Origin of the sequence: Demequina ureilytica (assembly GCF_048553575.1) — a bacterium.
Taxonomy (GTDB): Bacteria; Actinomycetota; Actinomycetes; order Actinomycetales; family Demequinaceae; genus Demequina.
In genome coordinates this window covers 741049-766856 of sequence record NZ_JBLZIE010000001.1, presented here as the reverse complement: position 1 = coordinate 766856, position 25808 = coordinate 741049, and the positions used below count along the sequence as shown (strand labels likewise).

General features: G+C 68.9%; 25 protein-coding genes and 1 tRNA gene. 15 read left to right on the top strand and 11 right to left on the bottom strand.

Annotated features, from left to right (window positions below):
* The first annotated feature begins 34 nt into the window (after nucleotides 1-34).
* The gene (gene recR / locus ACNI3K_RS03440) at nucleotides 35-631 is read left to right on the top strand and encodes a recombination mediator RecR (protein ID WP_419390455.1); all 597 of its coding nucleotides are present in this window, start codon (nucleotides 35-37) and stop codon (nucleotides 629-631) included.
* Nucleotides 632-702: 71 nt separating this feature from the next.
* Here recR and ACNI3K_RS03435 read toward each other — a convergent pair whose 3' ends face one another.
* Both ACNI3K_RS03435 and ACNI3K_RS03430 read right to left on the bottom strand, forming a co-directional pair.
* Entirely contained in the window at nucleotides 703-1986 is a 1284-nt protein-coding gene (locus tag ACNI3K_RS03435) for an ABC transporter permease (protein WP_419390454.1), read from the bottom strand.
* Nucleotides 1983-2921: an ABC transporter ATP-binding protein gene (locus ACNI3K_RS03430; RefSeq protein WP_419390453.1), complete on the bottom strand. Its 939-nt coding sequence runs from the start codon at nucleotides 2919-2921 to the stop codon at nucleotides 1983-1985. Before ACNI3K_RS03430 ends, ACNI3K_RS03435 begins: the two co-directional genes overlap by 4 nt.
* A 183-nt stretch (nucleotides 2922-3104) precedes the next feature.
* Here ACNI3K_RS03430 and ACNI3K_RS03425 point away from each other — a divergent pair, with 183 nt between their 5' ends.
* Nucleotides 3105-3644, top strand: a complete 540-nt coding sequence (locus ACNI3K_RS03425) for a TetR/AcrR family transcriptional regulator (RefSeq protein WP_419390452.1) — start codon at nucleotides 3105-3107, stop codon at nucleotides 3642-3644.
* A 6-nt stretch (nucleotides 3645-3650) separates the two neighbouring features.
* Here the strand turns inward: ACNI3K_RS03425 and ACNI3K_RS03420 are convergent, their stop codons facing one another.
* Nucleotides 3651-5174: a carboxylesterase/lipase family protein gene (locus ACNI3K_RS03420; RefSeq protein ID WP_419390451.1), complete on the bottom strand. Its 1524-nt coding sequence runs from the start codon at nucleotides 5172-5174 to the stop codon at nucleotides 3651-3653.
* 256 nt (nucleotides 5175-5430) lie between these two features.
* On the opposite strand from ACNI3K_RS03420, the gene ACNI3K_RS03415 reads away from it, so the two are divergent.
* Both ACNI3K_RS03415 and ACNI3K_RS03410 read left to right on the top strand, forming a co-directional pair.
* Nucleotides 5431-6702, top strand: a complete 1272-nt coding sequence (locus tag ACNI3K_RS03415; protein ID WP_419390450.1) for an aspartate kinase — start codon at nucleotides 5431-5433, stop codon at nucleotides 6700-6702.
* Nucleotides 6699-7745, top strand: coding sequence for an aspartate-semialdehyde dehydrogenase (locus ACNI3K_RS03410; RefSeq protein ID WP_419390449.1), 1047 nt, complete (start codon nucleotides 6699-6701; stop codon nucleotides 7743-7745). Before ACNI3K_RS03415 ends, ACNI3K_RS03410 begins: the two co-directional genes overlap by 4 nt.
* Before the next feature lie 155 nt (nucleotides 7746-7900).
* Here ACNI3K_RS03410 and ACNI3K_RS03405 read toward each other — a convergent pair whose 3' ends face one another.
* Nucleotides 7901-9559 (bottom strand): L-lactate permease, encoded by a 1659-nt coding sequence (locus ACNI3K_RS03405; RefSeq protein WP_419390448.1) that lies wholly within the window; start codon nucleotides 9557-9559, stop codon nucleotides 7901-7903.
* A gap of 104 nt (nucleotides 9560-9663) precedes the next feature.
* A complete protein-coding gene (locus ACNI3K_RS03400; RefSeq protein ID WP_419390447.1) occupies nucleotides 9664-10797 on the bottom strand; it encodes an ROK family protein in 1134 nt (377 codons plus the stop codon).
* Nucleotides 10798-11017: 220 nt separating this feature from the next.
* Between ACNI3K_RS03400 and xylA the strand changes: the two genes are divergently transcribed.
* From xylA to ACNI3K_RS03385, 3 genes are all read left to right on the top strand, one after another.
* Nucleotides 11018-12208 carry a xylose isomerase gene (gene xylA, locus ACNI3K_RS03395; protein WP_419391095.1) on the top strand — a complete coding sequence of 397 codons (1191 nt, stop codon included), beginning with the start codon at nucleotides 11018-11020 and terminating at the stop codon, nucleotides 12206-12208.
* A gap of 109 nt (nucleotides 12209-12317) precedes the next feature.
* Nucleotides 12318-13739, top strand: a complete 1422-nt coding sequence (xylB, locus tag ACNI3K_RS03390; RefSeq protein WP_419390446.1) for a xylulokinase — start codon at nucleotides 12318-12320, stop codon at nucleotides 13737-13739.
* A gap of 210 nt (nucleotides 13740-13949) precedes the next feature.
* Complete coding sequence (locus ACNI3K_RS03385) at nucleotides 13950-14828, top strand: hypothetical protein (protein ID WP_419390445.1); 879 nt, start codon at nucleotides 13950-13952, stop codon at nucleotides 14826-14828.
* Between the two features lie 195 nt (nucleotides 14829-15023).
* Here ACNI3K_RS03385 and ACNI3K_RS03380 read toward each other — a convergent pair.
* The 3 genes from ACNI3K_RS03380 to ACNI3K_RS03370 all read right to left on the bottom strand — a co-directional run bounded on the left by ACNI3K_RS03380 (nucleotide 15024) and on the right by ACNI3K_RS03370 (nucleotide 18754).
* Nucleotides 15024-15100, bottom strand: a tRNA-Pro gene (locus ACNI3K_RS03380).
* Nucleotides 15101-15152: 52 nt separating this feature from the next.
* A complete protein-coding gene (locus ACNI3K_RS03375; RefSeq protein ID WP_419390444.1) occupies nucleotides 15153-16064 on the bottom strand; it encodes a metallophosphoesterase in 912 nt (303 codons plus the stop codon).
* 8 nt (nucleotides 16065-16072) lie between these two features.
* The gene (locus tag ACNI3K_RS03370) at nucleotides 16073-18754 is read right to left on the bottom strand and encodes a penicillin-binding protein (RefSeq protein WP_419390443.1); all 2682 of its coding nucleotides are present in this window, start codon (nucleotides 18752-18754) and stop codon (nucleotides 16073-16075) included.
* A gap of 98 nt (nucleotides 18755-18852) precedes the next feature.
* Here ACNI3K_RS03370 and sp36 point away from each other — a divergent pair, with 98 nt between their 5' ends.
* Both sp36 and ACNI3K_RS03360 read left to right on the top strand, forming a co-directional pair.
* Entirely contained in the window at nucleotides 18853-19005 is a 153-nt protein-coding gene (gene sp36 / locus ACNI3K_RS03365) for a Sp36 family protein (RefSeq protein WP_419390442.1), read from the top strand.
* Nucleotides 19002-19475: a RidA family protein gene (locus ACNI3K_RS03360; RefSeq protein ID WP_419390441.1), complete on the top strand. Its 474-nt coding sequence runs from the start codon at nucleotides 19002-19004 to the stop codon at nucleotides 19473-19475. The genes sp36 and ACNI3K_RS03360 overlap by 4 nt, the downstream gene beginning before the upstream one ends.
* Before the next feature lie 15 nt (nucleotides 19476-19490).
* Here ACNI3K_RS03360 and ACNI3K_RS03355 read toward each other — a convergent pair whose 3' ends face one another.
* Nucleotides 19491-20183 (bottom strand): Crp/Fnr family transcriptional regulator, encoded by a 693-nt coding sequence (locus tag ACNI3K_RS03355; RefSeq protein ID WP_419390440.1) that lies wholly within the window; start codon nucleotides 20181-20183, stop codon nucleotides 19491-19493.
* On the bottom strand, nucleotides 20176-20589 hold the full coding sequence (locus ACNI3K_RS03350; RefSeq protein WP_419390439.1) for a hypothetical protein: 414 nt from the start codon (nucleotides 20587-20589) through the stop codon (nucleotides 20176-20178). Before ACNI3K_RS03350 ends, ACNI3K_RS03355 begins: the two co-directional genes overlap by 8 nt.
* Nucleotides 20590-20690: 101 nt before the next feature.
* Between ACNI3K_RS03350 and nth the strand changes: the two genes are divergently transcribed.
* A complete protein-coding gene (gene nth, locus ACNI3K_RS03345) occupies nucleotides 20691-21413 on the top strand; it encodes an endonuclease III (protein WP_419390438.1) in 723 nt (240 codons plus the stop codon).
* On the opposite strand, the gene ACNI3K_RS03340 is transcribed toward nth, so the two are convergent.
* Nucleotides 21410-22132: a winged helix family transcriptional regulator gene (locus tag ACNI3K_RS03340; RefSeq protein ID WP_419390437.1), complete on the bottom strand. Its 723-nt coding sequence runs from the start codon at nucleotides 22130-22132 to the stop codon at nucleotides 21410-21412. The two genes, nth and ACNI3K_RS03340, sit on opposite strands and share 4 nt — an antisense overlap.
* 55 nt (nucleotides 22133-22187) lie before the next feature.
* Between ACNI3K_RS03340 and ACNI3K_RS03335 the strand changes: the two genes are divergently transcribed.
* From ACNI3K_RS03335 to ygfZ, 5 genes are all read left to right on the top strand, one after another.
* On the top strand, nucleotides 22188-22922 hold the full coding sequence (locus ACNI3K_RS03335) for a hypothetical protein (protein ID WP_419390436.1): 735 nt from the start codon (nucleotides 22188-22190) through the stop codon (nucleotides 22920-22922).
* Between the two features lie 22 nt (nucleotides 22923-22944).
* A complete protein-coding gene (locus ACNI3K_RS03330) occupies nucleotides 22945-23379 on the top strand; it encodes a TlpA family protein disulfide reductase (protein ID WP_419390435.1) in 435 nt (144 codons plus the stop codon).
* A gap of 31 nt (nucleotides 23380-23410) precedes the next feature.
* Nucleotides 23411-23851 carry a DUF4395 domain-containing protein gene (locus tag ACNI3K_RS03325; RefSeq protein ID WP_419390434.1) on the top strand — a complete coding sequence of 147 codons (441 nt, stop codon included), beginning with the start codon at nucleotides 23411-23413 and terminating at the stop codon, nucleotides 23849-23851.
* Between the two features lie 151 nt (nucleotides 23852-24002).
* On the top strand, nucleotides 24003-24599 hold the full coding sequence (locus tag ACNI3K_RS03320; RefSeq protein ID WP_419390433.1) for a heme-binding beta-barrel domain-containing protein: 597 nt from the start codon (nucleotides 24003-24005) through the stop codon (nucleotides 24597-24599).
* A gap of 43 nt (nucleotides 24600-24642) precedes the next feature.
* Nucleotides 24643-25779, top strand: coding sequence for a CAF17-like 4Fe-4S cluster assembly/insertion protein YgfZ (ygfZ, locus tag ACNI3K_RS03315; RefSeq protein ID WP_419390432.1), 1137 nt, complete (start codon nucleotides 24643-24645; stop codon nucleotides 25777-25779).
* The last annotated feature ends 29 nt before the right edge of the window (nucleotides 25780-25808 follow it).

The window sequence follows — 25808 nt, the reverse complement described above, 5'->3', positions numbered from 1 at the left end:
CCCTGGCCACCGCATCGGCCGTACTCTTGAGCCCATGTATGACGGCGCAGTTCAAGATCTGATCGACGAGCTCGGGCATCTCCCCGGAATCGGCCCTAAGAGCGCTCAGCGCATCGCCTTCCACATCCTCGCGACCGACGCGACGGACGTGCAGCGCCTGGCGGAGGCGATCACGACGGTCAAGGAGCGCGTGCGATTCTGCGACACCTGCGGAAACGTGGCCGAGTCTGAGCAGTGCCGCATCTGCGCCGACCCACGCCGTGTCGAGGACGTCCTGTGCGTGGTCGAGGAGCCCAAAGACGTGGTGGCGATCGAACGTACCCGTGAGTACCGCGGGCGGTATCACGTGCTCGGCGGCGCCATCGATCCCATGAACGGGGTCGGGCCGGACGACCTGCGCATCCGCCAACTGCTGACACGCCTGGGCGACGGCGCGATTGAAGAGGTCATCATTGCGACCGACCCCAACATCGAGGGCGAGGCGACCGCCACCTACTTGACACGCATGTTGGTGCCGATGGGGGTCGGCGTCTCGCGTCTCGCATCCGGGCTGCCCGTGGGCGGCGACCTCGAGTACGCCGACGAGGTCACGCTGGGCCGCGCGTTCGAAGGGCGCCGCCGCGTCACGTGAGCTGCACGGTCACCCGACGGTCGCATCGGCCGCCCGGCCCGTGAGGACAGGACGGCCGACGCGGTCGCCGGCTACGCCACCCGGGTGCCGGTGCGCAGCTTCTTGTAGGGCACACGCAGGCGACGGATGACGATCCACATGGAACCGACCAGCAGCAGCAGCTGGACGCCCAGGCCGATCCACGGCGCCGGCGTGAGGTTCGCCGCTCGCTGCTGACGCTCCTCCCACTGCGTCTCACTCTGCGCGTTCATCGCGTCCATCTCCTCCTGCGTCATGTCTTCGGCGACGGTGCCCGAACTGCCGGCGATCATGGCCTCCAGATCGGCGCACTCGTCGTAGGCGGGGATGTCATCAATACCTCCCTCGGGGCCAAGCCTGGCCTCCGAGATGAGCGCGTGGATGGTCGCGAAGATGCCGGAAGCCGCCCGGCCGTCCTGCGCCCAGGTCTCCGGATCGACGATAGGGGCCGTCTCCGAGATCATGACTGCGGGGTTCAGGAGCAGGATCCACGCGATCCTGTCGGTGTGCGTGATCGTGTTCGCCCACTCGGACTCGACACAGACGTAATCGTCCGCATCCAGCGTCGAGAAGTCGCCGGACATATAGGCGTCGTCGAGAGCCTCCGAGGCCTCTGGCGTGAGGTTCCCCCAGTCGATGTACCGCTCGCGCGCGGACGACTCCTCGGTGACGAGGATGCCCGCGATGCCGAAGGCGATCAGCGTGCCGATGACGAAGAAGCCCGTGGTCAGGTGTGCAAGCGCCACCGAGGCGACGGCCCGGGCGGCGATCGACGACCACGCCAGGCCGACCGCCGTGAACGTCAGGACCACGAGCAAGATCGCTCCCACCGTCAGCAGCGCCTCGGGCGCGTGCCATCCCGAGCTCAGGAACGTGTAGATCAGGAACGGGGAGAGAGCGAGCAGGGCCGCGACGGAGACGAGCCAGGACGAGAGCAGCTTGCCGACCGCGAGGTCCCCGGCCGTCAGGTGCGACATCTGAAGTGGAGCGAGCACGCCTTCGCCGGAGTCGCCGTTGATCGAGGTCGCCGAGAGCGAGGGCGCGATCAGCATCCCCACACCCAGCACCATGACCAGCACGATCTCGAAGTTGACGGACGACAGCTCCTGCGGCGCGAAGATCGCCGCCGCGACGCAGATCGCGATCACGATGGCGAAGAGGATGCCGTAGAACACGTAGCCCTTGGCGGTGGGGCGGCGCCGGCGGAGCTCGATGCGCGCCACGAGTCCCACGCCCCGGGGCGTGGGCGCCCAGGGGTTGCCACGCCGCGCTGGCGGAGAGACTGGCACGGCGTTGCTGACGGGCGGCGGGGCCTGGGGAGGGGTGTCGGTGCTCATCGCCGCTCCTCGTTCATCGCCATGTACGTCTGTTCGAGCGCGGAGCCCACCGGACCGAACCGGTGGACCTCGACGCCCTGCCGGACCAGCCAGTCGAGAGCCTGGGCCGCATTCCGCGCGTCCGCGATGCGCGTGATCGCGCCCGTCTCGGTGGGTTCGAAGTCCACACCTCCCGCGGCCAGCGCGGCCTGCAGCACCGCCGGGTCGATGGCGTCGATCCGGTACTTGAGCCGCGCGTCCGCCACCATGGCGTCGGCCTGCTCGCCCAGCGTGCGTCCCTTCGACATGAACACGGCTTCGTCGACCATCTCGTCGAGCTCGGCCAGCACGTGGCTCGAGACAAGGACGGCCCGCCCCTCCGCCGCGAACTGGCGCACCAGAACCCGCAGCTCGACACGGGATCGGGGGTCGAGTCCGTTCGCAGGCTCGTCCAGCAGCAGCACCTGCGGGTCGTGAACCAGCGCGCGCGCCAGCGACAGCCGCTGCTTCTGGCCGCGTGAGAGCACACGCGCGGGGCGGTCCGCGAACTCGCTCAGGTGCACCTGGTCCAGCAGGGCGCGGCCACGGTCGCGGGCCGTGGCCCGCGGGATCCGGTAGGCCTCGCCCATCAGCGTGAGCGTCTGGAGACACGTGAGGTTGTCCCAGGACCCCAGCTGATCGGGCATCCAGCCGATCGCGGCCCGCACTGCGGCGGCGTCGGTGCGCGGGTCCGAACCAGCGACGCGGATGTCGCCTTCGTGGGGACGCAGCAGTCCGGCCAGCATGAGCATGAGCGTGGTCTTGCCGGAACCGTTGGGGCCGATGAGCGCGGTCACCTTGCCCCGCGGCACCAGCAGTGTCGCGTCCTCCACAGCGCGCACGGCGCCGAACGAGCGGGCTACTCCCCGCGCCATGATCGCCTCCGTGACCGGAGGCGCCTCCTCAGTGATGGTCATCGCACTCCTTCATATGGTCGGTGCGGGCGCGCAACCACGCCCTGTGCCATCTCGCTTGAGTGTGACAGAGCAGCGCCGCCGCTCCTATGAGGGACGACCCTGATCTTCTGGGCGTGTCGAAGGCGCGCGCGCGTCGCATAAGAGCTCTATAGTCGACTTACTGACTACGTTGAGGAGCATGTGATGCCACGTCCCGCATCCGACAAGCGCGAGCGTCTGACCGACGCCGCCATCGATCTCGCCCGCACCACCGGCCTGGCTGAGGCCACCTTGGCCGCGATCGCGTCGCGCGCCGGTGTGGCGCAGGGATCGGTCTACTACTACTTCAAGACCAAGATCGACGTGGCGCAGGCTGTGGCGGACGGCATCGCTGACCGGCTCGCCGCGGCCCGCAGCGACCTCGGAGCCGACCCGGCGGATGCGCTCGTCGCGTTCCTGTCCGCCTACGTCGCGGACGCGGACGCGATCCGTGCCCACGGCACGCTGCTGGCCACCGCAGCAGCTGGCACGGGCAGCGACCGGGCGCACCGAGAGACCCTCGACTGGCTGACCGCACGCTTCGAGGAGCTGGGGTTCACCGGCGACGCGGCACACGCCCGTGCGATGCACCTGCTCGCCACTGTCGAAGGAGGCGCGGCGCTCGCCCATGCGCTCGGCGACACGTCCCCGCTCGAGCGCGAGGCCGCTCACCTCGAGCGGTGGGTGGAGAGCGCCTCCTCCTGACGCGGCTCAGGCCGGAAGCGGGCGGCCGAGCCCTTCGGACCACACCCGGCGCTCGACCCCGTAAGCCGCGCTCGTGCGCCGGCGGCCGTCAGCGCCATACACGATCGTCGCATGGTCAAGCGCATGACGTGGGGCGTCGACGGTGCCGTCGCGAACCAGCGCCAGCCAGTCCCCGTGCACCGCGTCCGCGAGCGCCTGCGGAGGATCCTCGCCCACCGCATCCCGCACACCCTCGGCGCCCAAGATGTCGAAACCGAACGGCACGTCGACGCAGTGCGCGGCACCTTGGGCCGCGTCCGAACGCGACTCCCAGCGAAAGTCGTACGCCCACGTGGGCCCATCGCCGCGCAGCGACGCCCACCCCGCCGTCGGCGCACGGAAGATCGCGTCCGTGAGGACCTGGCCGATGGCCCAGTCGGGCCCGCGCTCGGGTTCCCGGGCCGCCATCGCCGCGGCCAGGTCGTCCCCGGCGCCGGCTTCGCGTAGCAGCTCGAACGCGTCCGCCCCCGGCCTGGCCGCGGCCGCTCCGGCGAGTGCCTCATTGAACTCGTGGGCAGTCGACCCGATCAACAAAGGCCTGTCCGCGCCAACGCCCGCGAGGATCCCGTCGGTGACCGTGTGAGGAACGAGGTCGCCATCGACGACCGGGGCGAAGGGGAGCGGCTCCGCCGAGCGGGTGAGCAGACCCGTGATCGGGTCGCCAGGATCGCGCTGAGCCGCGCCGAGCGCTCGGAAGATGGTGAGCTCGTCGACCCCACTCATGCCCGCCGTGTCCGGTGCCACCCCGAGCGCCCCAGCCACCGCGCCGGCGGCCCTGCGGGCGTGGTCGGCACTCACGGAGGCGTCCGCCGGAGAGATCGCCATGGCGCGAGCGAAGAGGTGCTGAGCGGCGGGCAAGGTGAGTAGGCGCATCACCGCCGCTCCTCCGGCGCTTTGACCCGCGATCGTGACGCGGCTCGGGTCACCGCCGAACGCTGCGATGTTGCGCTGGATCCATGCGAGGCCGGCGAGCCAGTCGAGCACGCCACGGTTGTGCACGGCATCCTCCATCCACCCGAAGCCCTCGAACCCCAGTCGGTACGACAACGTCGCGGTGACGACCCCGTCGCGCGCGAAGGACTCCCCCACGTACCAGGGGCTGGCCGGGGAGCCGCCCACGAAGCCGCCGCCGTGAATCCACACCAGCACCGGAAGACCGGCGGCCGGCGAAGGATCGGGCGTCGCGACGTTGACTGACAGCACGTCGTCGCCCGGTATCGAGGGCTCGGGGATGCGCGGAGGGTCGTACGGGGACTCGCGTTGCGGCGTGGGGCCGTAGGGACCGGCGTCGCGCAGCCCATCCCAGCCTGACGCCGGGGCGGGTGCCGCGAAGCGCAGGGCTCCCACCGGCGGGGCGGCAAACGGGACGCCTCTGAACGTGGCATAACTGCCAGACACCCCGTGCGCGTCCGTGTGGGAGCGCCAGCGACCTCGCAGGCGTCCGCCATCGGTGGTCACTACCGGGTCATTCTGGTCATGGGTGAGGCGCACCCGCTCATGCTAATCGCGCGCCCAGCCCGCGCATCGGGCATGCTGCCCCTGCCCCTACCCGACAGTGCGAGCCACATGCGCGGCGAACGGGCTGTTGGAGGCCGCAACGGGCCGGTCTGCCTCCGCGTGTCGCGATCAGATGGTTCGTAGTGTCGGCAAGGGTGCGCCGGAATAGGCGAATGCGCGGCGCTTCACTAGAATGATGCCCCGTGCCCGGCGACGGGCATGCCACCCCTGACACTCCTGGAGTTCCCGCATGCCTCTCGTCGTGCAGAAGTACGGAGGATCCTCCGTCACTGACGCAGACGCGCTCAAGCGCGTCGCGCGGCGCATCGTCGAGACTCGCCGCGCGGGCAACGACGTGGTCGTCGCCGTGAGCGCCATGGGTGACACCACCGATGACCTGATCGATCTCGCGAACGCCGTCGCCAGCGACCCCGCGCCGCGCGAGATGGACATCCTGCTCACCGCGGGCGAGCGCATCTCGATGGCGCTGCTCGCGATGGCAATCCGGGAGCTAGGCGTGGGCGCCCAGGCATTCACCGGGCCGCAGGCGGGCGTCATCACCACCGAGCACCACGGCCGCGCGCGCATCATCGACGTCGCTCCCGGCCGCCTGCAGAAGGCGGTCGACGACGGCGACGTGGCGATCGTGGCGGGCTTCCAGGGGCTGCACCCGGACACCCAGGACGTGACCACCCTCGGCCGAGGAGGCTCCGACACCACCGCCGTGGCACTCGCCGCCGCACTCGGGGCCGACGTGTGCGAGATCTACACGGACGTCGACGGGGTGTTCTCAGCCGACCCCCGCATCGTGCCGTCCGCCCGCAAGCTCAGCCGCGTCTCGTACGACGAGATGCTGGACCTGGCGGCCTCGGGCGCCAAGGTGCTCATGCCGCGCTGCGTCGAGTACGCGCGGCGATTCGACGTGCCGATCCATGTGCGCTCGTCCTTCTCAGGCCTTGAAGGCACCTGGGTGACGGGGGACACTGAAGAAGGAGACGATATGGAAGACCCGATCATCGCAGGCGTCGCTCACGACCGCTCCGAGGCCAAGATCACGGTCATCGGCGTCCCCGACGTCCCCGGCTCCGCCGCGCGGCTGTTCGAGGCCGTCGCGCGCGCCGACGTCAACATCGACATGATCGTCCAGAACGTGTCCGCGATCGTCACCGGCGTCACCGACATCTCCTTCACGCTGCCCGCCGAGTCGATCCCTCGGGCGACGAACGCCATCGAGGCGGACCGCGACGCTATCGGCTACGCCGAGCTGCGGACGGACGACACCATCGGCAAGATCTCCCTCGTCGGCGCTGGCATGCGCTCCAACTCGGGCGTCAGCGCCAAGTTCTTCGCCGCGCTGCGCGACGCGGGCGTCAACATCGAGATGATCTCGACCTCGGACATCCGCATCTCGGTGGTGACCCGGTCGGAGAACCTGGACGACGCGGTGCGCGCCGTCCACACCGCATTTGAGTTGGACTCGACCGACGGCGAAGCCGTGGTCTACGGAGGGAGCGGACGATGACCCTGACCATTGCCATCGTGGGTGCCACCGGGCAGGTGGGCACCGTCATGCGCGAGCTCGTCGCCGAGCGCTTCCCCGACGCGAGCGTGCGACTTTTTGCCTCCTCGCGTTCGGCAGGGAAGGTGCTCGATCACCTCGGCAAGGACATCACGGTCGAAGACATCGCCTCGGGTGACTACGCCGGCATCGACATCGCGATTTTTTCCGCAGGCGGCGGACCCTCGAAGGAGTACGCGCCGAAGTTCGCGGCAGCTGGCGCCGTGGTCGTCGACAACTCCTCCGCATGGCGCATGGACCCCGACGTCCCGCTCGTGGTCTCCGAGGTGAACCCCGAGGCGCTGGATGACATCCCGAAGGGGATCGTCGCGAACCCCAACTGCACCACTATGGCCGCGATGCCCACCCTGAAGGCCCTGCACGCCGAGGCCGGGCTCACGCGCCTGGTGGTCTCCACCTACCAGGCCGTTTCCGGCTCAGGTGTGGCGGGCGTGGAAGAGCTCGGCTCGCAGGCACGCGCAGTCGCGGGTTCGGCCGATGCGCTGGCCAGGGATGGCCGCTCCGTGGACTTCCCCGCCCCTTCGGTGTACACCGAGCCGATCGCCTTCAACGTGATTCCGCTCGCGGGCGGTCTGCTCGACGACGGCTCCAACGAGACCGTCGAGGAGCGCAAGCTCGTCGAGGAGTCGCGCAAGATCCTTGGCCTGCCCGAGCTGCGCGTGAGCGGAACCTGCGTGCGCGTGCCGGTGTACTCCGGCCACTCGCTGTCCGTGAACGCCGAGTTCGCCTCTCCCCTGTCGCCCGAGCGAGCCTACGAGGTCCTCAACACCGCGCCCGGCGTGGTAGTCGACGAGGTGCCCACGCCGCTCAAGGCGGCCGGCGCGGATCCCACCTATGTGGGGCGCATCCGCCGTGACGAGGGCGTGGACGGGGGCCGCGGGCTCGCGCTGTTCATCGTGGGTGACAACTTGCGCAAGGGCGCGGCGCTCAACGCGGTGCAGATCGCGGAGCTGCTCGCCGCGCGCCGGACCGCTGCCAAGTCCTAGCCCAGCGACCGCATCGGTCCGCTCCAGCCTGCTGTCCGGCACTCATTGTCGCTTCTGACGCCTGCCGGCGCCCTGTCCGGCACCCGGCGTCAGTGACTGCCGGACAGCACGCCATGACTAGCCCAAACCGACAATGAGTGCCGGACAGGCGTGGGCTAGACGATGAGCCACGCCATCACGCCGATGACCACTAGGCACACGGCCGCGATGGGCAGCGCCTTCCTCAGCACCTCACCCTCGCGACCCGACAGGCCCACCGTGGCGGCTGCGGCGACCACGTTATGGGGACAGATGAGATTGCCGATCGCCGCTCCCGCGCCCTGAGCGCCCATCAGCGGAACCGGATCGAGATCAGCGGACAACGCGGTCTGGTCCTGGAACTCGGTGAACAGGATGTTCGATGCGGTCGCCGAACCGGTCATGAATGTCCCCAGCGCTCCCACGAACGGGGACAGCAGCGGCCACGCGGCCCCGGCACCCGCGGCGCCGACCGCGAGCTGGGTCGTCATGCCGGATTCGGACATCGTGAACGCCACCGTGACCATCGCCACCAAGGCAACGAACACCGGGATCACCTGATAAGTGGCTCTCTCGAAGGCGAGCCCCACATCACGGGGTGTGGCACGCTGCCACATTGCGCCGGCCAGAAACGCCAGCGCGAGCAGCAGTCCAGGGTGGTACAGCGGCTGAATGCCCTCCGAGAAGTGCCCGAACAACTCCCAGCGAACTTCCCACGACTGGGTGGCCTCACGGACCGCCGGGACCAACCGGGTGATCAGCACCAAGGCGACCAGCACCAGATAGGGAGCAGTCGCGGTGAGCACGGCCATGTGGGGCTCGTGGCGCACCGACGGTGCGGACGAATCTTGCGCGCCCACGGACAAGTCCGGCCCCGCATCGGCCGAGCGCACCTCCTCCGAGCGCTCGATGACCTCCTCTGCGCTCTCTCGCACTTGCTCCTCGGCGGCGATTTCCTCGTCGTCGAGCGGTGTTGCTGAACCCGTCGGAGCTGCATCGATGCGTCGCTTCACGGCCCAGCGGACCGCAAGGATGAACAACACCGCCCCGCCGATGGCACCGACGAGGGAGGGAAGCTCCGGCCCGACGAATCGTGCGATGAGCAGGTTCGGCACGAAGAATGCCGCGTAGGCGACGGCCATCCACTTCCACGGCGGGCCGGCGGTGGGCACCAGCGTGCCCACGAGCCGCGCGACGACGAAGGCGAGAACGAGCCCGGCGACCGCCATGTACGGCGCCACCGCCCACGAGAGGTCGCGTGCGCTGTAGTCGACGATCGCAAGCTGAGCGAGCGTGGGTGTCCCGACAGCAGCGAACGGCACGGCCGATGCGTGGCCCACCATGGCGGCCACCACCGCGGTCACGGGCTTGAAGCCTGCTGCCACGAGGAACGGTGCGGCGAGCGCCACCGGAGTGCCGAAGCCGGCTGCGCCCTCGATCAGCAAGCAGAAGAACCACACGATCAGCAGGGCGGCGACGCGCGGATCAGGGGTGATGCGCGCCAGCCCCGCCTCGAGCGCGGCAGTCGCGCCCGTGCGCTGCTGCAGGTGGTGGATGCCGAGAGCGGGCCCGATGATGAGCATCACGGTGAACGCGACCCAGGCCGCGCGTGCGAGCACGCCCGCTACTCCCTCGGCCGGACTGAACACGTCATCCACGCCGAACTCGAAGGCGGTCAGCGCCAGGATGATCGCGCCGAAGGCGGCAGTCGCACCGGCGAGCGAGGCGGACCACTTGGCGCCCACCATCAGGATCAGAATGGCGGCGACGGGCAACGCCGCAAGGACCGTCAGCATGGCACCGTCGCCCTCGTCGTCGGGGTGATCATGCCTTCAGCGTGCCAGATGAGCCGCCGATGCGGGGGTTCGGCTAGCCAAGCATCGTCCCAGGTGCGGGTGGTCTATCCGAGAGCGTGTCGCTCGCCGACCGCGTGATGCTCTCGCAGGGGATCCACCAGCAGCGGGGCGAACGCCAGCTCGGCGGCCCCCACCAGGATCAGCTCGTCGCGCAAAGCCGCGCGCTCGATTCGCAGGGCGTCCGCCAGGGGCGAGAAGGCATATGCGGAGACCGCGGCCTCCAGCCGTTCCGTCCGCAGCGCGTACAGCGTGCCCAAGAAGCCACCGAGGACGACGGACTCCGGGTTGAAGACGGAGACGAACGAGGCGATGGCACGCGCGAGCACGTCCACCTGGCGGTCGATCTCCGCGCTGAGCTCCACGGACAGGTCGCCGGCGAGCGCGGTGTCGAGGTCGCCATGGTCCAACGTCACCGATCCTGCCGCCACTTCGAGGCGCTGCAGGTTGACCTCCGTCTCAAGGCAGCCCGAGCGGCCGCAGTGGCACAGTTCGCCGCCGGGCGTCACGAGCGTGTGCCCGAGCTCCCCAGCAAAGCCGTCAGCGCCCCGCAGCACCGCTCCCGCCACGAGCACGCCACCGCCGATTCCGGAGGTCGAGCCGTTGAGGTAGACGATGTGCGAGTGGTCGCGGCCAGCGCCGAACAGCGTCTCCGCCGTCAAGGCCGCATTCGCATCGTTGTCGACGGCAGCCGGCACGCCGAACGCGGACTCGAACATGGCGGCGATGGGCTCTTCTCTCCACAGCAGGTGCGGAGCGCGCGCGACCACACCCTCGAGAGGCCGCACCAGGCCGGGGACCGCGATGCCGGCCCCGACGACGTGCAGGTCCGCGGAGGCCTCGGCGGTCAGCGACTCGACAGCGGTGCGCACGTGCGCGATGGTCGCCGCCACAGAGGGAACGCCGTCGAGTGCGATCCGCCGCCGCCCCTGCACCGCCCCACCCAGGCCGATGAGTCCGACGAGGATCGCGTCGACGTCGGGGTTCACGGCGATGACCGTGACGCGGGAGTCGGGACGGATGATCGGGCTAGGCCGCCCGATGGTGCCGGTCGCGGGAGCCGTCTCCTCGACGAGCCCTGCGATCACCAGTTCGGAGACCAGCGCACCAATGGTGGATCTGTTGAGGCCGGTGAGCCGCGTGAGCTCCGCGCGCGAGGCCGAGCGGCGATGGTGAACCAACGAGAGTAGGGTCGAGAGATTATGACGTCGAGTCGACTCATTGCGGCTGCCACGGCCGGCCGCGAGGGGACGTGGAGGGTGCGCTTCAGTCATGGCCCGAGCCTCCTTGTCCGATCGAGAGTTTATGGCATCGTTAACATTTTGACAGACTCTACGCGGGCCATTAAGTTGTAGTCAACAACCTAACAGATCGACGATGATCGATGATCGGAGCATGACAATGGCCCCCACCCCCACACGCGAGGACAAGTTCTCGTTTGGCCTCTGGACCCTCGGCTGGGAAGCACAGGACCCCTTCGGTCCCGCCACCCGCCCTCGCCTCGACACCGTGGAGGCCATTCATGGTCTCGCGGAAGCGGGCGCATGGGGCATTACCTTCCACGACGACGACGTTTTCCCCTTCGGCTCCTCTGACGCCGACCGCCAGAAGGCGATCGACGACCTCAAGGGCGCGTGCGACGACACCGGCCTCGTGGTCGAGATGGTCACCACCAACCTGTTCTCGCACCCCGTGTTCAAGGACGGCGGCTTCACGTCGAACGACCGGGGCGTCCGTCGCTTCGCGATGCGCAAGGTGTTGCGCAACATCGACCTCGCCGCAGAGCTGGGCGCCACCACGTTCGTGATGTGGGGCGGCCGTGAAGGCGCCGAGTACGACTCCGCCAAGGACGTGGGCGCCGCGCTCGAGCGCTACCGCGAGGCCGTGAACGTGCTCGGTGACTATGTCACCGACAAGGGCTACAACATCAAGTTCGCGATCGAGCCCAAGCCCAACGAGCCCCGCGGCGACATCCTGCTGCCCACGCTCGGACACGCGCTGGCCTTCATCAACTCGCTCGAGCGTCCTGAGCTCGTGGGCCTGAACCCCGAGACCGGACACGAGCAGATGGCGGGCCTGAACTTCACGGCCGGCATCGCCCAGGCGCTGTACCACGGCAAGCTGTTCCACATCGATCTCAACGGACAGCGCGGCATCAAGTACGACCAGGACCTGGTCTTCGGCCACGGCGACCTGCACAACGCCTTCTCTCTCGTCGACCTGCTCGAGCACGGCGGCCCCAACGGCGGACCGACGTACGACGGCCCCCGTCACTTCGACTACAAGCCGTCACGCACCGAGGACATCAACGGTGTGTGGGAGTCGGTGCGCGCGAACATGTCGATGTACCTGCTGCTCAAGGAGCGCGCCGCAGCGTTCCGTGCGGACCCCGAGGTCCAGGAGGCCCTCACCGAGGCTCGCGTCTACGAGCTCGGTCAGACCACCATGGGCGAGGGCGAGTCGTACGACGACCTGCTCGCGGACCGCTCGGCCTACGAGGACTTCAAGCCCGACGAGTACTTCGGCGGCAAGGGCTTCGGCTTCGTTCGCCTGCAGCAGCTCGCCTCCGAGCACCTGATGGGCGCTCGCTGACGCCACACGGCTAGATAGGTGCGCCCGCTCCCACGCCTCGCCTGGCGGGGGCGGGCGCACCGTTTTTCTCCACCATGACTTTGTCTCGACCACGACGAAAGGACGCGCGATGACGCTCGTTGCCGGTATCGACTCATCCACCCAGAGCTGCAAGGTCGTCGTGCGCGACCTGGACACCGGGGACGTGGTCCGGTCCGGCCGCGCGTCGCATCCCGACGGCACCGAGGTTCCCCCCGCAGCGTGGTGGGACGCTCTGCGCTCGGCACTGGACGAGGCGGACGGCCTCGACGATGTCGCCGCGGTCTCCGTGGGCGGACAGCAGCACGGGATGGTCGCCCTCGACGCCGAGGGCCGTGTGATCCGCGATGCCCTGCTGTGGAACGACACCCGTTCGGCGGGCGCTGCAGCGGATCTGATCTCCGAGTTCGGCGCCGGTGCGCTGGCTGACCGCACTGGGCTGGTGCCGGTCGCCTCCTTCACGTCGACCAAGCTGCGCTGGCTGCGCGATACCGAGCCCGAGAACGCGGAACGCGTCGCCGCCGTCGCCTTGCCTCACGACTGGCTGACCTGGCGCCTGCGCGGCTACGGGCCGGCGGACGAGAGTCCCCATGGTCCGGATCTGGACGAACTCACGACCGACCGCTCCGACGCCTCGGGCACGGGCTACTGGAGCCCCACCACCGGTGAGTACGACCGCGAGCTGCTGGTCGCCGCTCTCGGGCACGACGCAATCCTTCCGCGCGTGCTCGGACCCGGCGACTCCGCCGGCACCGGCGTCGCCGGATACTCCACGACGGCCGATGCGGTCGTCGGCCCGGGTGCGGGAGACAACGCCGGTTCGGCGCTCGGCCTGGGGGCAGGTGAGGGCGACGCCGTCGTGTCGATCGGCACCTCCGGCACCGTGTTCGCCGTCACGCCGGTGCCCGCTCGCGACGAGTCGGGCTCGGTGGCCGGTTTCGCCGACGCCTCGGGAGAGTTCCTGCCACTGGTCGCCACCCTCAATGCCGCCCGGGTCCTGGACGCGATCGCGCGCGTGCTCGGCGTCGACCACGACGAACTCGGCGACCTCGCCCTCGCGGCGGAGCCCGGCGCCGGCGGCGCCGTCCTCGTGCCGTACTTCGAGGGCGAGCGCACACCCAACCTGCCCGATGCGACCGCGACCCTGAGCGGCCTCACGCTCGCCGCCACGACGCGCGAGAACCTTGCCCGCGCATCGGTCGAGGGCATGCTGTGCGCGCTGGCGGACGGCCTCGATGCCGTGCGCGCCCAGGGCCTCGATCCCAAGCGACTGCTGCTCGTCGGCGGTGCGGCTCAGAACCCCGCGGTCCAGGCAATAGCCGCTCAGGTCTTCGACGTGCCGGTCGAGATTCCCGAGCCCGCGGAGTACGTCGCGCTGGGCGCGGCCGTGCAGGCGGCATGGGCGCTGACCGGCACCCGTCCCGCGTGGGAGGTGCGGACGGTCGCGACGCCCGCACCCGATCATCGGCCGGTGATCCGCGAGCAGTACCGGGCCGCCACCGCCGCCTACTGAACCCGCAATCCCCAATCCCCGCCTTAGCGTCCTGGTGGGCGCTCAGTGTCGGATGACGCTCTTGACCCGCAAGCTACCCGCACTGCTACTGTCGAGCGCACGCAACGGAGAAGCAATGACGCAGCGGGATAGACCTTGGTCGCCCAGTTCCGGCTGTTGAGCGAGTGGGCGAAACCGGCTCCGATGACTCGATCATCAAAGGAGCACCACATGAAGAAGTCCGCACTTGCCGGCATTCTCGCCAGCGCGAGCATTCTCGTCGCCATCACCGGATCGCCAGTGTCCGCCGCACCGATCGGCGCCACCTCCGTCGACTCCGACCAGTTCGCGGGCACGGTCTCCGAGATCGTCGATCCCGCAGCAGAGACCGGCATTCCCCGTCGCTGGATGCGTCAGGTGGGCAACCCCGCTCCGAGCGGGTACAGCCACGGTTACCAGTGGGGCGCCACGTCCATCACCACCCCCGCCGATGCGGGCGTCGTCACCTTCGATGGAACGCTCGACCTGGTCGACGCCGCTGAAGACGACTTCGGGCTCATCGGCCTGTTCGACACCGCGACGCTTGCAGCGGACGAGCGGGGTCACAACGAGGGCTCGTACATCTACCTCAACATGGCGACCGCAGACCAGGCCACGGTGGGGTTGAGCGACGGTCGCGACACTGGCGGCGAGTACGTGCAGACCTTCCACACCATCGACCTCACCGGCACTGACCGCGTGCTCGACGTCACCTTCCGCATCGACTCTGAGGCGGATCCCGCCACGTGCGCCACAGACCCAACTGATGTCGCAACGTCGGAGGGCTGCCTGACCCTTCAGATCGATGACCTGCCGCTCCTGACCGACAGCTACGGATCGATCACCAACGATGCCGTCAACGGCGGCCACGAGTTCATCGCGGGAGGGACCGCCGGCTGGGACGGGCTCGCCTCGGCGACGCAGGCCACGGGCATCGACTACGACCTCACGGTGTCTCCGGTCGTCGTTCTCGAGCCGCAGAGCAAGGCGGACTGCAAGAAGGGTGGATGGGAGGACTTCGGCTTCAAGAACCAGGGCCAGTGCGTCTCCTCGGTGGCCAAGAACAAGTAGCAGCCACGCTGTCCGGCACTGGTTGTCGCTTCTAGCGGCTCACGGCTCCCTGTCCGGCACAGGCCCGTCCACCAGTGCCGGACAGGGGGCCGATGCGCCCCACAGGCGACAATGAGTGCCGGACAGGGTGGGGGTCGGGACCGCAGCACTACGGGGACAGCGAAGCCCCTCCCGAAGGAGGGGCTTCGCTGTGTTTGGTCGGGGTGACAGGATTTGAACCTGCGACCTCGTCGTCCCGAACGACGCGCGCTACCAAGCTGCGCCACACCCCGATTTAGAGCCGTGTCAGGATACCTGATGGACTGGCCCGCGACCTAACTGGCCCTATGCCTCGCGCGGCATCAGCGTGAGCATCGTGACCTCGGGCCGGCACGCCAGGCGCACCGGTGCGTACGGAGACGTGCCGACGCCCGCCGATACATGCAGCCACACGCTCTCGGAGCCACCGGGCGCATCGGGCCGCGGGCCCGGCCAGCCGTGCAGCCCGCTCGCGCGCGAGGTGTCGAGATCGCAGTTGGTGACCAGCGCGCCGTAACCTGGCACGCACACCTGGCCGCCGTGAGTGTGTCCCGCGAGGATGACGGCGGCGCCGTCACTGCGCAGCGCATCAAGAGTGCGGGTGTAGGGAGCATGCGTGACGCCGATGCGCAAGGAGTCCGCATCGCCGGTCGTGCCCGGCAGCGCGTCGAGGCCCAGGTGCGGGTCGTCGAGGCCCACGAACGTCACTCGCTGGCCGCCGATCTCCAGCGAGGCGCGCGCGTTGTTGAGGTCGAGCCACCCGGCGCTGGTGAACCCGGCGGTGAGCGAGTCCGTGTCGAGCCTCGTCGGGCTGTCGTGCAACTCGGTGGGCCGCTTGAGGTACGTCAGCGGATTCTTGGGCCGGGGCGCGTAGTAGTCATTCGAACCATGGACGAACACGCCGGGAAGCTCAAGCAGCGGCCCGAGAGCGTGCAGGGCCGTCGGCACCGCGTCGACGTGCGCCAGATTGTCGCCCGTGTCGACCACCAGGTCGGGGCGGTACCGGGCCAGCGAACGCACCCACTCCACCTTGTGCGTCTGACTGGGGGTCAGGTGTAGATCGGACAGATGGAGGATACGAATGGGCCGCGCACCCGGCTCCAGCACCTGAGCGGTGAGTTGCCTCACCGCGTATGAACGCGCCTCGACGAGACTCCACGCCAGGACGCCCGCGCCAGCAGACGCAACCGCTCCCGCGGCCTTGACCCAAGAATTCACGAGATCACTCAGTCGTCATCATCGTCGTTGCCGCGACCGTTGCCGTTGCCGTTGCCGTTGTTGTCGTCGTTCTCATCGATCCGGTCCCCGTCCTCGTCGAAGCCGGGGCACGGCTCGTTCGCGTCCTCATTGAAGGCATCGTCACCGGTGCACTGACGCTCCCAGCCACTCGGTGGGTTCGATTCGAACTCCGCAGGTGGCCACGTCGACCCCCAATAGTCGTCCGGGGCCTGGCTGCGATCCCAGCCGTCGGGCCAGTCGTACCACCAGCTCGGGTAGGAGTCGGTCGCGATGTACACGGTCACGGTGCCGCCCGGCGTCATCGTGCTCCCGGCCCGCGGCGACTGCGCCGCAATGCTCCCTGCTGCGACGTTCGTGGAGAACACCGGCTGCTCGGAGACCCGGAAAATGAATCCCGCCTGGTTCGACACAAAGCGTGCGTTGCTCTCGGAACGACCACGGAGATCCGGCACCGGCACGGGAACGCCGTCCAGCATGTCTCGCGAGACCTCGGGGAAGTCGAGCACGTCCGCGTTCTCGAGGGAGCGCTCCATGAACCGCTCCCACGTGGGGGCGGCAAGAGTCGAACCGTAGAAGTACGCCTCGTACCGTCCGCCGATCGTCATGTCCTGCTGCGGCACGTCACGGTCGGGGTGGCCGAGCCAGAACACAGACGCGAGCTGCGGAGTGAAGCCGGCGAACCACGTGTGCGCGTTCTCCTGCGACGTTCCGGTCTTGCCTGCGGATGGCCGACCGTCGAGCTGCGTCCACTGTCCGGAGCCGTTCGTCATGACCTCCTGCATCGCATAGGTCACGCCGTTCGCGACCTCCGCGTCGATGACCTGGTTGCAGTCCTCCTGGGGGACCGGGACCTCTGTGCCATCAGGCTGCGTGATCGACAGGATCGCGACGGGCTCACAATGGATTCCCTCGTTCGCGAACGTCTGTATCACCTCGGCCATCGCCAGCGGTGAGGCGTTCTGGGACCCGAGCACCGACGACGGCACCGGCTCGTAGGGCTGGCCGTCGGCACGCTCGTAGCCGAGGCGCTCGGCCATCGTGCCGATGTCGCATAGGTCGAGCTGGCTCGCCATCGCCACGTACGCAGTGTTGACCGAGTTCGCCGTCGCCTGCAGCACGGACATCTGTCCGGCTCCCTCGCCGCCGACGTTGCCCGGCTCCCAGGTGCCCGAGTACAGCGGGCCGTCGCCGAGACAGGAGGCGGTCCAGTCGTCGCCCTCCCATTCGCGCTTGGCGCCCGACACGAACTGGCGGAGCGAGTGCCCGGTGTTGAGCCATTCCGCGAGGATGACCGGCTTGAACGTCGATCCCGGCGAGAAGCCGCGCGAGCCGCCCATCTGGCGGTCCACCGCGTAGTTGATGGATGTGGAGTTGTCCGCCTCAGCCGCAGGATCGAACTCGCGATTCTGCGCCATCGCCAGCACCTGTCCGTTGTCCGGATCCAACGCGACCATCGCCATCGCGAAACCGGAAGGGTCGTCGATCGGGAGAGTCTCGCGCAGCTCTTGGTTCGCGATCCGCTGCTTCTTCACGTCGAGGGTGGTGACGATCTTCAGCCCGCCGGTGAGCAGCAGGTCGAAACCTGACTCGCCGTCCGAGTTGAACGTCTCATCGAACCTGATGACCTTGGTGACGTAGTCGCAGAAGAACGGCGCGTCCTCGGCCGCGGCACACGACACCTTGGGCTGCGAGACGTTCAGGGTGTCCTCGATGGGCGTGCCCGTGTACTCCCGGAACTCCGCCTCGCTGATCATCTCCTGCTCCCACATGACGCCGAGCACGTTGTCGCGACGCTCTTCGGCGTTGTCGTAGTTGTCGACCGGGCCGTCCTCACCCTGGAAGACCCGAGTGGGGTCGTGCCTGGTCGGGTTCTGCGTGATGCCGGCGATCGTCGCGGCTTCGATGGCAGTCAGTTCCTTGGCAGTCTTGGAGAAGTAGTACTGAGCAGCCGTCTCGACCCCGTAGATGTTGCTGCCGAACTGCGCGATGTTGAGGTACTGCTGGAGCACCTCCTCCTTGCCGCAGTCCACCGCGGGGTCGTCAGTGCATTCGGTACCGAGCGATGCGTTGAGGTTCTCCTCGAACGCAAGCGCCAGTCGCCACTCCCGGATCTTGCGGGCCATCGACACCTCGGTCGCCTCGGCCATCGCGATCTCGCGCGCCTCTTCGTCGTCTTCATTGAGAGCCGCCTGCAGGAGGGTGTTCTTCACCAACTGCTGGGTGAGGGTCGAGGCTCCGGGATTCTCAGGCGTGGTGAGGTTGCGGTAGGCGGCGGCCGCCAGGCCTTCGCCATCGACCCCGTTGTGCTCCCAGAATCTCTTGTCCTCGATCGCGACGACGGCCTTCTGCATCCACGGAGAGATCTCCTCAAGCGGTACCACCACGCGGTTCTGCGAGTAGAAGGTCGCGAGCAACGTCTCGCCATCGCGCGCGTAGATGTTGGACTGCTGCGGCAGGCGCGGGTTCGCGAGATCGTCCGGCAGCTCCTCGAAGAGCTCCGCCGATCCGCTCGCAGCCGAGCCCGCGACAGTCGCCACGGGAAGGGCGATGCCGGCGATCAGGAAACCGCCGATCACAGAGAACGCCACAAACATGAGGAGCGCCGCCATCAACTGGACCATCGTGACTTGGCCGTCACGGCGCGCTCGACTCGAGGAGAGGATACCCATACACCAACCTTACGTCCCGCGTGCGAGGCACACGCATCCTGTGCTCAACGCGCGGGCTGCATGGAGCGTTGCGAGGCAGGCGCGTTAGTCTTCGTTCCATGACGACATGGGAATATGCGACCGTACCGCTCATCGACCACGTGACCAAGCAGATCCTCGATCAGTGGGGCGAGGACGGCTGGGAACTCGTCCAGGTCGTCACCGGGCCCACGGGTGGCCTGGTGGCCTACCTCAAGCGCCCCAAGTCATGACCGCATCGGCGCGATTGGCGGAACTGGGGCTCACGCTTCCCGAGGTCGCCACTCCCGTCGGCACCTACATGCCGGCGCGCCGTTTCGGGGACCTCGTGTACACCTCCGGTCAGCTCCCCCTTGTGGACGGCGAACTTGTCGCCACCGGCGTGGTGGGGCAGCGAGCTGGGGACGTCGGACCCGAGCGGGCGATCGAATGCGCGCGGGCGGCGCTCCTGAACGCGCTCGCGGCCATCGTGTCCGTGACGGGCAGCATCGATGACGTGCTCGGCGTCGTGAAGATGACGGGGTTCGTCGCTTCAGCGCCGGGCTTCACCGGTCAGCCGGCGGTCCTCAACGGCGCCAGCGGGATTCTCGCTGATGTGTTCGGGGAGCCGGGCAGACATGCCCGCGCAGCGGTGGGGGTCGCGGCGCTGCCGCTCGGAGCTCCCGTGGAGATCGAGCTCATCGCGGAGCTGCGGCCGCTCTAACCCGCTGGAGCGGTGTCAGCGCGAGCGGGCGCGGAGCCGTTCGGGCTCGAATACCTCGACCGATCCGATGTGGACGTCGATCCAGCCGCGCGAAGCGAAATCTGCGAGAGCCTTGTTGACCGTCTCTCGCGACGCGCCGACGAGCTGAGCCAGCTCCTCCTGCGTGAGTCCGTGGCGCACAGTGACGTGGCCGCGCTCCATGCGTCCGAACCGGTGACCCAGGTCCAGGATCGCCTTAGCGACACGGCCGGGCACGTCGGAGAACACCAGGTCCGCCATGGTGTTGGAGATGCGGCGGATGCGCTGCGCGAGGGCGCGCATGAGGTGGCGGGACATCTCGAGATGATCATCGAGCCAGACGTCGAGCACCTCCTTGGGCAGTTCGTAGACGACCGACTCCTCGACGGCGTGCGCGCGCGACAGCCGCGGCCCCGGATCGAACACCGACAGCTCGCCCAGCATGTCGCCCACGCCCAGCAGGCCCAACAGGTTCTCGCGCCCGTCACGCGCAGTGCGGGCCATCTTGACCTTGCCCTTGACGATCACGTACAGCGCGTGGCCATCGTCGCCCTCGTTGAAGAGGACGTCTCCCTTGACGAGCTCGAGGCGGTTCATCATCGTGATGAGAGAGCGTGCGGACGCGCCGTCCATGCCGCCGAACAGCGGCGAGCTGCGTAGCAACTGCTCCTCGCGCGGTGACTCAACCATGAGCGCCCCCGCGACTGTGCGCATGGGCGCCGTGGACGTAGCCCAATGCTCTGACCATCTGCGCCGTCACCGTCTCCAAGTTCTCGCTGACACGTTCTTCGTATGACTGTAGCCGGGCATCGAGGGCAGCCAGCGACTCGACGCTCCTAGGGGTCGCATTCGAGGGCTCGGGCCAGATCGACTCAGACAGCTCGGTGGGCGTCGGGGCATCCGCAGCCAGGGCCTCCCATGCGTCATCGAGTCCGAGCGTCTCGAGCTCCGCGACATCCGCGAGCTTCGCGACGGACAGGTCCGTGCGCGCCCGCACCAGCCGTCGCCACCAGCGCACGCGCGCGAGCTCGCGCCGCATCTCGCGCCGCCTCTGCCTGAGCTGGGCGACGTGAGCGTCGGCATCGCCGTTGGTCACACGCACCTCCCGAATCGCCTCAGCGCGGGCGCTGGTGCGCTCCGACAGCATCATTATCGGCGCGCGCAACCGACCGCTTGAGGGTCGCCTAGTGTGAATCCATGGCCTCCCGCACCCCCGTCACCGTGGCCGCCGCAGATGCAGCGGCGCCGCCTGTGGCGCTCACCAGGCGCGCACGGACGATCAACCGCGCGCTGGCGGAGGTCTACCCCGATGCCCACTGCGAACTCGACTACCGGACTCCGTTCGAGTTGCTGGTCGCGACGGTACTGAGCGCGCAGTGCACCGACGTGCGGGTCAACCAGGTGACCCCAGCGCTGTTCGCGCGCTTCGGCGACCCGGCCGCTCTCGCATTGGCCGACCGCGCGGAGCTCGAGGCACTGATCCGTCCCACCGGTTTCTACCGCGCGAAGGCCGAGTCGCTGCTGGGGCTGAGCCGCGACATCGTCGACAGGTACGACGGCGAGGTGCCTGGACGTCTGAACGACCTCACCACGCTGCGGGGGGTCGGGCGCAAGACCGCGAACGTGGTGCTAGGCAATGCGTTCGGAGTTCCTGGCATCACGGTCGACACCCACATGGGACGGCTCGCGCGGCGCCTCGGACTGACGGTGAACGAGGACCCCGTCGCCGTCGAACGCGACCTGATGGCCCTCATCGAACGGCGCGAATGGACGCTGTGGTCGCACCGCATCATCTTTCACGGCCGGCGGCGGTGCAAGGCACGCAAGCCGGAGTGCGGCGCATGCGAGATCGCCGCGCTGTGTCCGTCGGCCCCTGGCACACCTGTGCGCGGACCGGCGGCGAACGTCGCATCCGACTAGCGGGCGCCTTCCTTCTTGTCGTCTGGCTCGGCCGCGGCCACCTTCGGCTGCGGCGGATCGAACCGGTAGCCCACGTTGCGGACCGTGCCGATGAGGTGCTCATGCTCGGGGCCGAGCTTGGCGCGCAGCCGCCTCACGTGGACGTCGACCGTGCGCGTGCCGCCGTAGTAGTCGAAGCCCCACACCTCCTGCAGCAACTGGTCGCGGGTGTACACGCGCCCAGGATGCTGCATCAGGTACTTGAGCAGCTCGAACTCCTTGTAGGTGAGGTCCAGGGGAACGCCCTTGAGGCGTGCGGTGTAGCCGCCGACGTCCACATTGAGATCGCCGGAGCTGAACTCGGCGGCCTTGTCGAGAGGGTCCTCACGATTGGCGCGGCTCACCATCAGCCGGATCCGCGCCTCCACCTCGGGTGGGGACGCGTCCGTCAGCACCACGTCATCGGCGCCCCAATCGGCGTTCACGATGGACATGCCGCCGTCCCGCAGGACGAGCAGCAGCGGCACCGAGATGCCGGTGACCTGCACCAACCGGCAGTTGTTGCGGGCCTCGGCGAGGTCGTGGCGGCCGTCGACGATGATCACGTCGGCATCCATCGCGTCAAGCATCGCGGAAGGCTCGGGCGGGAGCACGCGGATGCGGTGCGAGAGCAGTCCGAGCGCGGGCAGGACATCAGCCGACCCGTCCTCAGACGGGGTCAGGACGAGCAGGTCTGCCATCGCCACCTCCGGAGGCCTTTACTGTAGCGGCGCGAACAGTGAGACACTAACGCCCATGAATCCGACCACCAGGGCGACGATCACAGCCGTCGCCGCCTCGGTGGTCGCCGCCACCGGGTACCTCGGTGCGAGCTACCTCGCGATTGGTGCCCTGAGCGTGATGTTCGCGCTCGCCATCGGTTGGCCCGTGTTGACCCGCGTGTCGCGGCATTGGGTGAGCACGGCGATCATCGCGCTGGGGGGAACGACGTCACTCATCGCCGTGCTCCTGGGTCGCAACGAGCCCTACCTGCGTTTCATGGTCGTGGCCGTCGCCGCCATCGTGATCGCCGCGCTGCTGTCCGAGGTGGCTTTCCCGTCCGCACCCGGCCGCGCCGTCACGTCGGTCGCCGCTACCGCCTCGGGAGGCACCGTCGCGGCTTCCGGCGCCGCATGGATCGCCTCGAGTCGCACGCCCGGGGCGGAGGACCTGGTCGTCACCGGAGCCGTGACGCTCGCAGTCGCCGCTCTCGCCTCCGTCCTCACTCACCACCCGACCGTCAACACCGTCTTGGCCCTCGTGCTGGGCGCGGTCGCCGGGTTCGGCATGGGACACCTGTTCGAGTCCATTCCCTGGTACGGCGGGATCCTGGTGGGGGTCGCCTCGGGCGCCTCCGTGGTGCTGCTGGCCGAGCTGTACCGACGCGAGCCACGGCCGCGCAACCCGTGGGCAGGAATAGCATCGGGCGTCACGCCCGTTCTGGTGGCCGGGGTGCTGGTGTACCTCGGCGGGCGCCTGCTCGTCGGTTAGCCCCAGGAAGAAGGCCACAGACGTGCTCGAGCGGATCCTCGTCATCGCCGCGCTGCTCGCGATCGCGAGCGCCGGATACTGGTGGTGGCAGCGCAGGCAGGGCCGGGTGCGCGAGGTGCATCGAGAGGGCGCGCTGTCCTCCGCGACGCTCGGCGCGAAGCGCGGCTACGGCGCCACGTTCGTGCAGTTCTCCACCCCCATGTGCGCCAAGTGCCCCGGCACCGCGCGACTGCTGCGAGAGGTCGCCGACAGCCACCGTCACGTCGCTCACATCGAGGTCGACGCCTCCGAGCGGCTCGACCTCGCGCGCGAGCTGTCCATCATGCGCACGCCGACGACTCTGGTGCTCGACGGCGACGGGGTCGTGGTGGCCCGGATGGACGGCCCGCCCACTCGGGAGCAGGCAGAGGCCGCCCTCGCGGCGGTGCCCAGCACCGGCACCGACTACTCGATTTGAGCCCCGCCTACACTTTCCCCCAGGAGGAACCATGACCCAGGACATCCGCATCGACCCGCGCGGTTACAGGTTCGGCGCAGCGATCACGCTCGCCGTGGCCCTGATCGCGCTCATCCTCGGTGCCGGCACGCCCGGCCTCATCGCCATGGGCGTGCTGACGCTGATGTTCGTGCCCGGTGCCACGGCGGGTCCCCAGGCGACCGTCCAGTCCTGGCTGTTCAAGCGATTGGTCCGCCCGCGCATCGGCCCTCCCGCGGAGACCGAGTCGTTCCGCCCGCCGCGCTTCGCTCAGCAGATGGGCCTCGCGATGTCGGCGGCCGCGCTGGTGCTTGGCCTGCTGGGCATCGCAGCCGGCTTCTACGTGTTCGCCGCGCTCGTCACGGTCGCCTCCTTCCTGAACGCAGTGTTCGGCTTCTGCCTCGGATGCGAGATCTACTTAGGGTTCAAGCGCGCCACCACGCGCGCCGCCTGACCCGTCGGCGGCAGCCGGCGGTCGTCCCGCACGTGGCCCGCAGACCGAGCCCGCGGGTAGACTCCAGGACTATGACTGGTCTCGAAATCGCGTTCACCGTCCTCGCGGTGCTCGGCTTCGGCGCCACCGCGTGGATCGCTGGAATCATCGCGTGGCGCCTGCTGCGGAGTCCCAAGAGGTGAGCTTCGCCATTCCTGACGACCTCGCCCCGGAGGCCTATCCCCTCGCATGGCTCGTGGGCCGCTGGTCCGGGCACGGCGAGGTCGCCTATCCGGGCATCCCGAAGGCCGAGATCGTCCAGGACGTGGTCTTCGATCACGACGGCGGTCCCTACCTCACCTACTCGTCGACCGTGCGCCTGCGCGGGGCCGATGCGGGGGCCGGCCAGGTCTGGGCGGTCGAGTCCGGCTTCTGGAGGGTCGCTCCGCAGGCGCCGGACGGTGTGGAGCTCCAGGACTTCCAGCACCCGCTCGAGGTAGTGCTGTCGGACGCCTCCGGCCTGCTGACCTGCTACCTGGGTGCCGTGGGAAACGGCCGCGTCGATCTTGCCTCGCGGTTCGCTGCCGCGACCGAGTCCGGACCGGATGTGCGCGGCGCGACGCGCATGTACGGCAACGTCGGCGGCGAGTTGATGTGGGCGTGGGACCTCGCGGCCTTCGGTCAGGACCTGCAGTCGTATATGTCCGCGCGCCTGTCCCGCACCGACCAGCCCGCAGGCGAGACCCAGGCCGCCGGAGACGACTCATGAGCGGCGCACGGAATCACTCGTGGTGCCCGGACGTTCCCCCGGCATGACTGCCTCCCCTCTGCTCTCCCGCCACGGTGCGGTCAACGACTCCGGCGCCGATGCAGGCGTCGCTCTGCACTACGGCGATCCCGTTGCCGAGCAGCGTGCCCTCGCGGCAGGTCGAGCGGTCTCCGACCAGTCACATCTCGGCATCGTCACCGTCACCGGACCCGATCGACTCACGTGGCTCGACTCGCTCTCGACTCAGGCCATCGGCACGCTCGCGCCGGGGTTCTCGAGCGAGACCATGATCTTGTCGCCGCAGGGCAGGATCGAGCATGTCGCCGGAGTCGTCGACGACGGCGAGACCACCTGGCTCATCACCGAGACGGCCCCCGCACTCGCGACCTTCCTCGACCGCATGAAGTTCATGCGGCGCGTCGAGGTCGCCGATGCGACGGCTGACTTCGCGGCTATCGGTGAGGCCGTGAGTGCGCCCGCCGCCGCCGGAGAACCACCCACGTGGGTCGACCCGTGGCCGGGAGTGGCCGCCGGCGGCACCACGTATGCTGCCGACCCTGATGCACCCCACCCCGGCGCCGACCGTGCGTGGCGCCTGGTGCTGGTTCCGCGCACCACGCTCGAGGCCGAGATCGACTCGCGACTCGACGCAGGCTGGTCGCTCGTGGGCACGTGGGCCACCGAGGCCGCGCGCATCGCCGCCCACCGTCCCCGTGCGAGCCACGAGGTCGACGACACCACGCTGCCTCACGAGCTCGACTGGCTCCGCACCGCCGTCCACCTCCACAAGGGCTGCTACCGCGGCCAGGAGACGGTCGCGAAGGTGCACAACGTGGGACGGCCGCCGCGCCGGTTCACGATGCTTCACCTCGACGGCTCGGCTCACACCCTGCCCGCCCTTGGCGCGCCCGTGATGAACGGTGAGAAGACGGTGGGCCGCATCACCTCGGTCGCACGCCACCACGAGGAAGGCCCGATCGCCCTCGCGATGCTCAAGCGGTCGGTCGACCCGACGCTCGAGTTGATGGTGCCGTCCGACGGCGGCCCGCTCTCCGCGAGCCAGGAGCTCATCGTGAACGCGGACGGGTTCTCGTCCGACCGTCCCGATAAGCCCGGACCTACCATGCGCGGGCTGATGATGGGCAAGGGGTGCGCCGCCGACGGCGGCGACATGACCTGACCCACCGTCCAGGTGACGGCGCAGGCGCG

Bases quoted from the DNA above. Each gene is read 5' to 3' on its own strand.
- nth (WP_419390438.1), top strand. From the start codon at position 20,691: ATGGCCTCCCGCACCCCCGTCACCGTGGCCGCCGCAGATGCAGCGGCG.
- ACNI3K_RS03355 (WP_419390440.1), bottom strand. From the start codon at position 20,183: ATGGTTGAGTCACCGCGCGAGGAGCAGTTGCTACGCAGCTCGCCGCTG.
- ACNI3K_RS03360 (WP_419390441.1), top strand. From the start codon at position 19,002: ATGACCGCATCGGCGCGATTGGCGGAACTGGGGCTCACGCTTCCCGAG.
- ACNI3K_RS03340 (WP_419390437.1), bottom strand. From the start codon at position 22,132: ATGGCAGACCTGCTCGTCCTGACCCCGTCTGAGGACGGGTCGGCTGAT.
- xylB (WP_419390446.1), top strand. From the start codon at position 12,318: ATGACGCTCGTTGCCGGTATCGACTCATCCACCCAGAGCTGCAAGGTC.
- ACNI3K_RS03325 (WP_419390434.1), top strand. From the start codon at position 23,411: ATGACCCAGGACATCCGCATCGACCCGCGCGGTTACAGGTTCGGCGCA.
- ACNI3K_RS03430 (WP_419390453.1), bottom strand. From the start codon at position 2,921: ATGACCATCACTGAGGAGGCGCCTCCGGTCACGGAGGCGATCATGGCG.
- ACNI3K_RS03425 (WP_419390452.1), top strand. From the start codon at position 3,105: ATGCCACGTCCCGCATCCGACAAGCGCGAGCGTCTGACCGACGCCGCC.
- ACNI3K_RS03415 (WP_419390450.1), top strand. From the start codon at position 5,431: ATGCCTCTCGTCGTGCAGAAGTACGGAGGATCCTCCGTCACTGACGCA.
- ACNI3K_RS03335 (WP_419390436.1), top strand. From the start codon at position 22,188: ATGAATCCGACCACCAGGGCGACGATCACAGCCGTCGCCGCCTCGGTG.
- ACNI3K_RS03370 (WP_419390443.1), bottom strand. From the start codon at position 18,754: ATGGGTATCCTCTCCTCGAGTCGAGCGCGCCGTGACGGCCAAGTCACG.
- ACNI3K_RS03405 (WP_419390448.1), bottom strand. From the start codon at position 9,559: ATGCTGACGGTCCTTGCGGCGTTGCCCGTCGCCGCCATTCTGATCCTG.
- ACNI3K_RS03435 (WP_419390454.1), bottom strand. From the start codon at position 1,986: ATGAGCACCGACACCCCTCCCCAGGCCCCGCCGCCCGTCAGCAACGCC.
- ACNI3K_RS03410 (WP_419390449.1), top strand. From the start codon at position 6,699: ATGACCCTGACCATTGCCATCGTGGGTGCCACCGGGCAGGTGGGCACC.
- xylA (WP_419391095.1), top strand. From the start codon at position 11,018: ATGGCCCCCACCCCCACACGCGAGGACAAGTTCTCGTTTGGCCTCTGG.
- recR (WP_419390455.1), top strand. From the start codon at position 35: ATGTATGACGGCGCAGTTCAAGATCTGATCGACGAGCTCGGGCATCTC.
- sp36 (WP_419390442.1), top strand. From the start codon at position 18,853: ATGACGACATGGGAATATGCGACCGTACCGCTCATCGACCACGTGACC.
- ygfZ (WP_419390432.1), top strand. From the start codon at position 24,643: ATGACTGCCTCCCCTCTGCTCTCCCGCCACGGTGCGGTCAACGACTCC.
- ACNI3K_RS03385 (WP_419390445.1), top strand. From the start codon at position 13,950: ATGAAGAAGTCCGCACTTGCCGGCATTCTCGCCAGCGCGAGCATTCTC.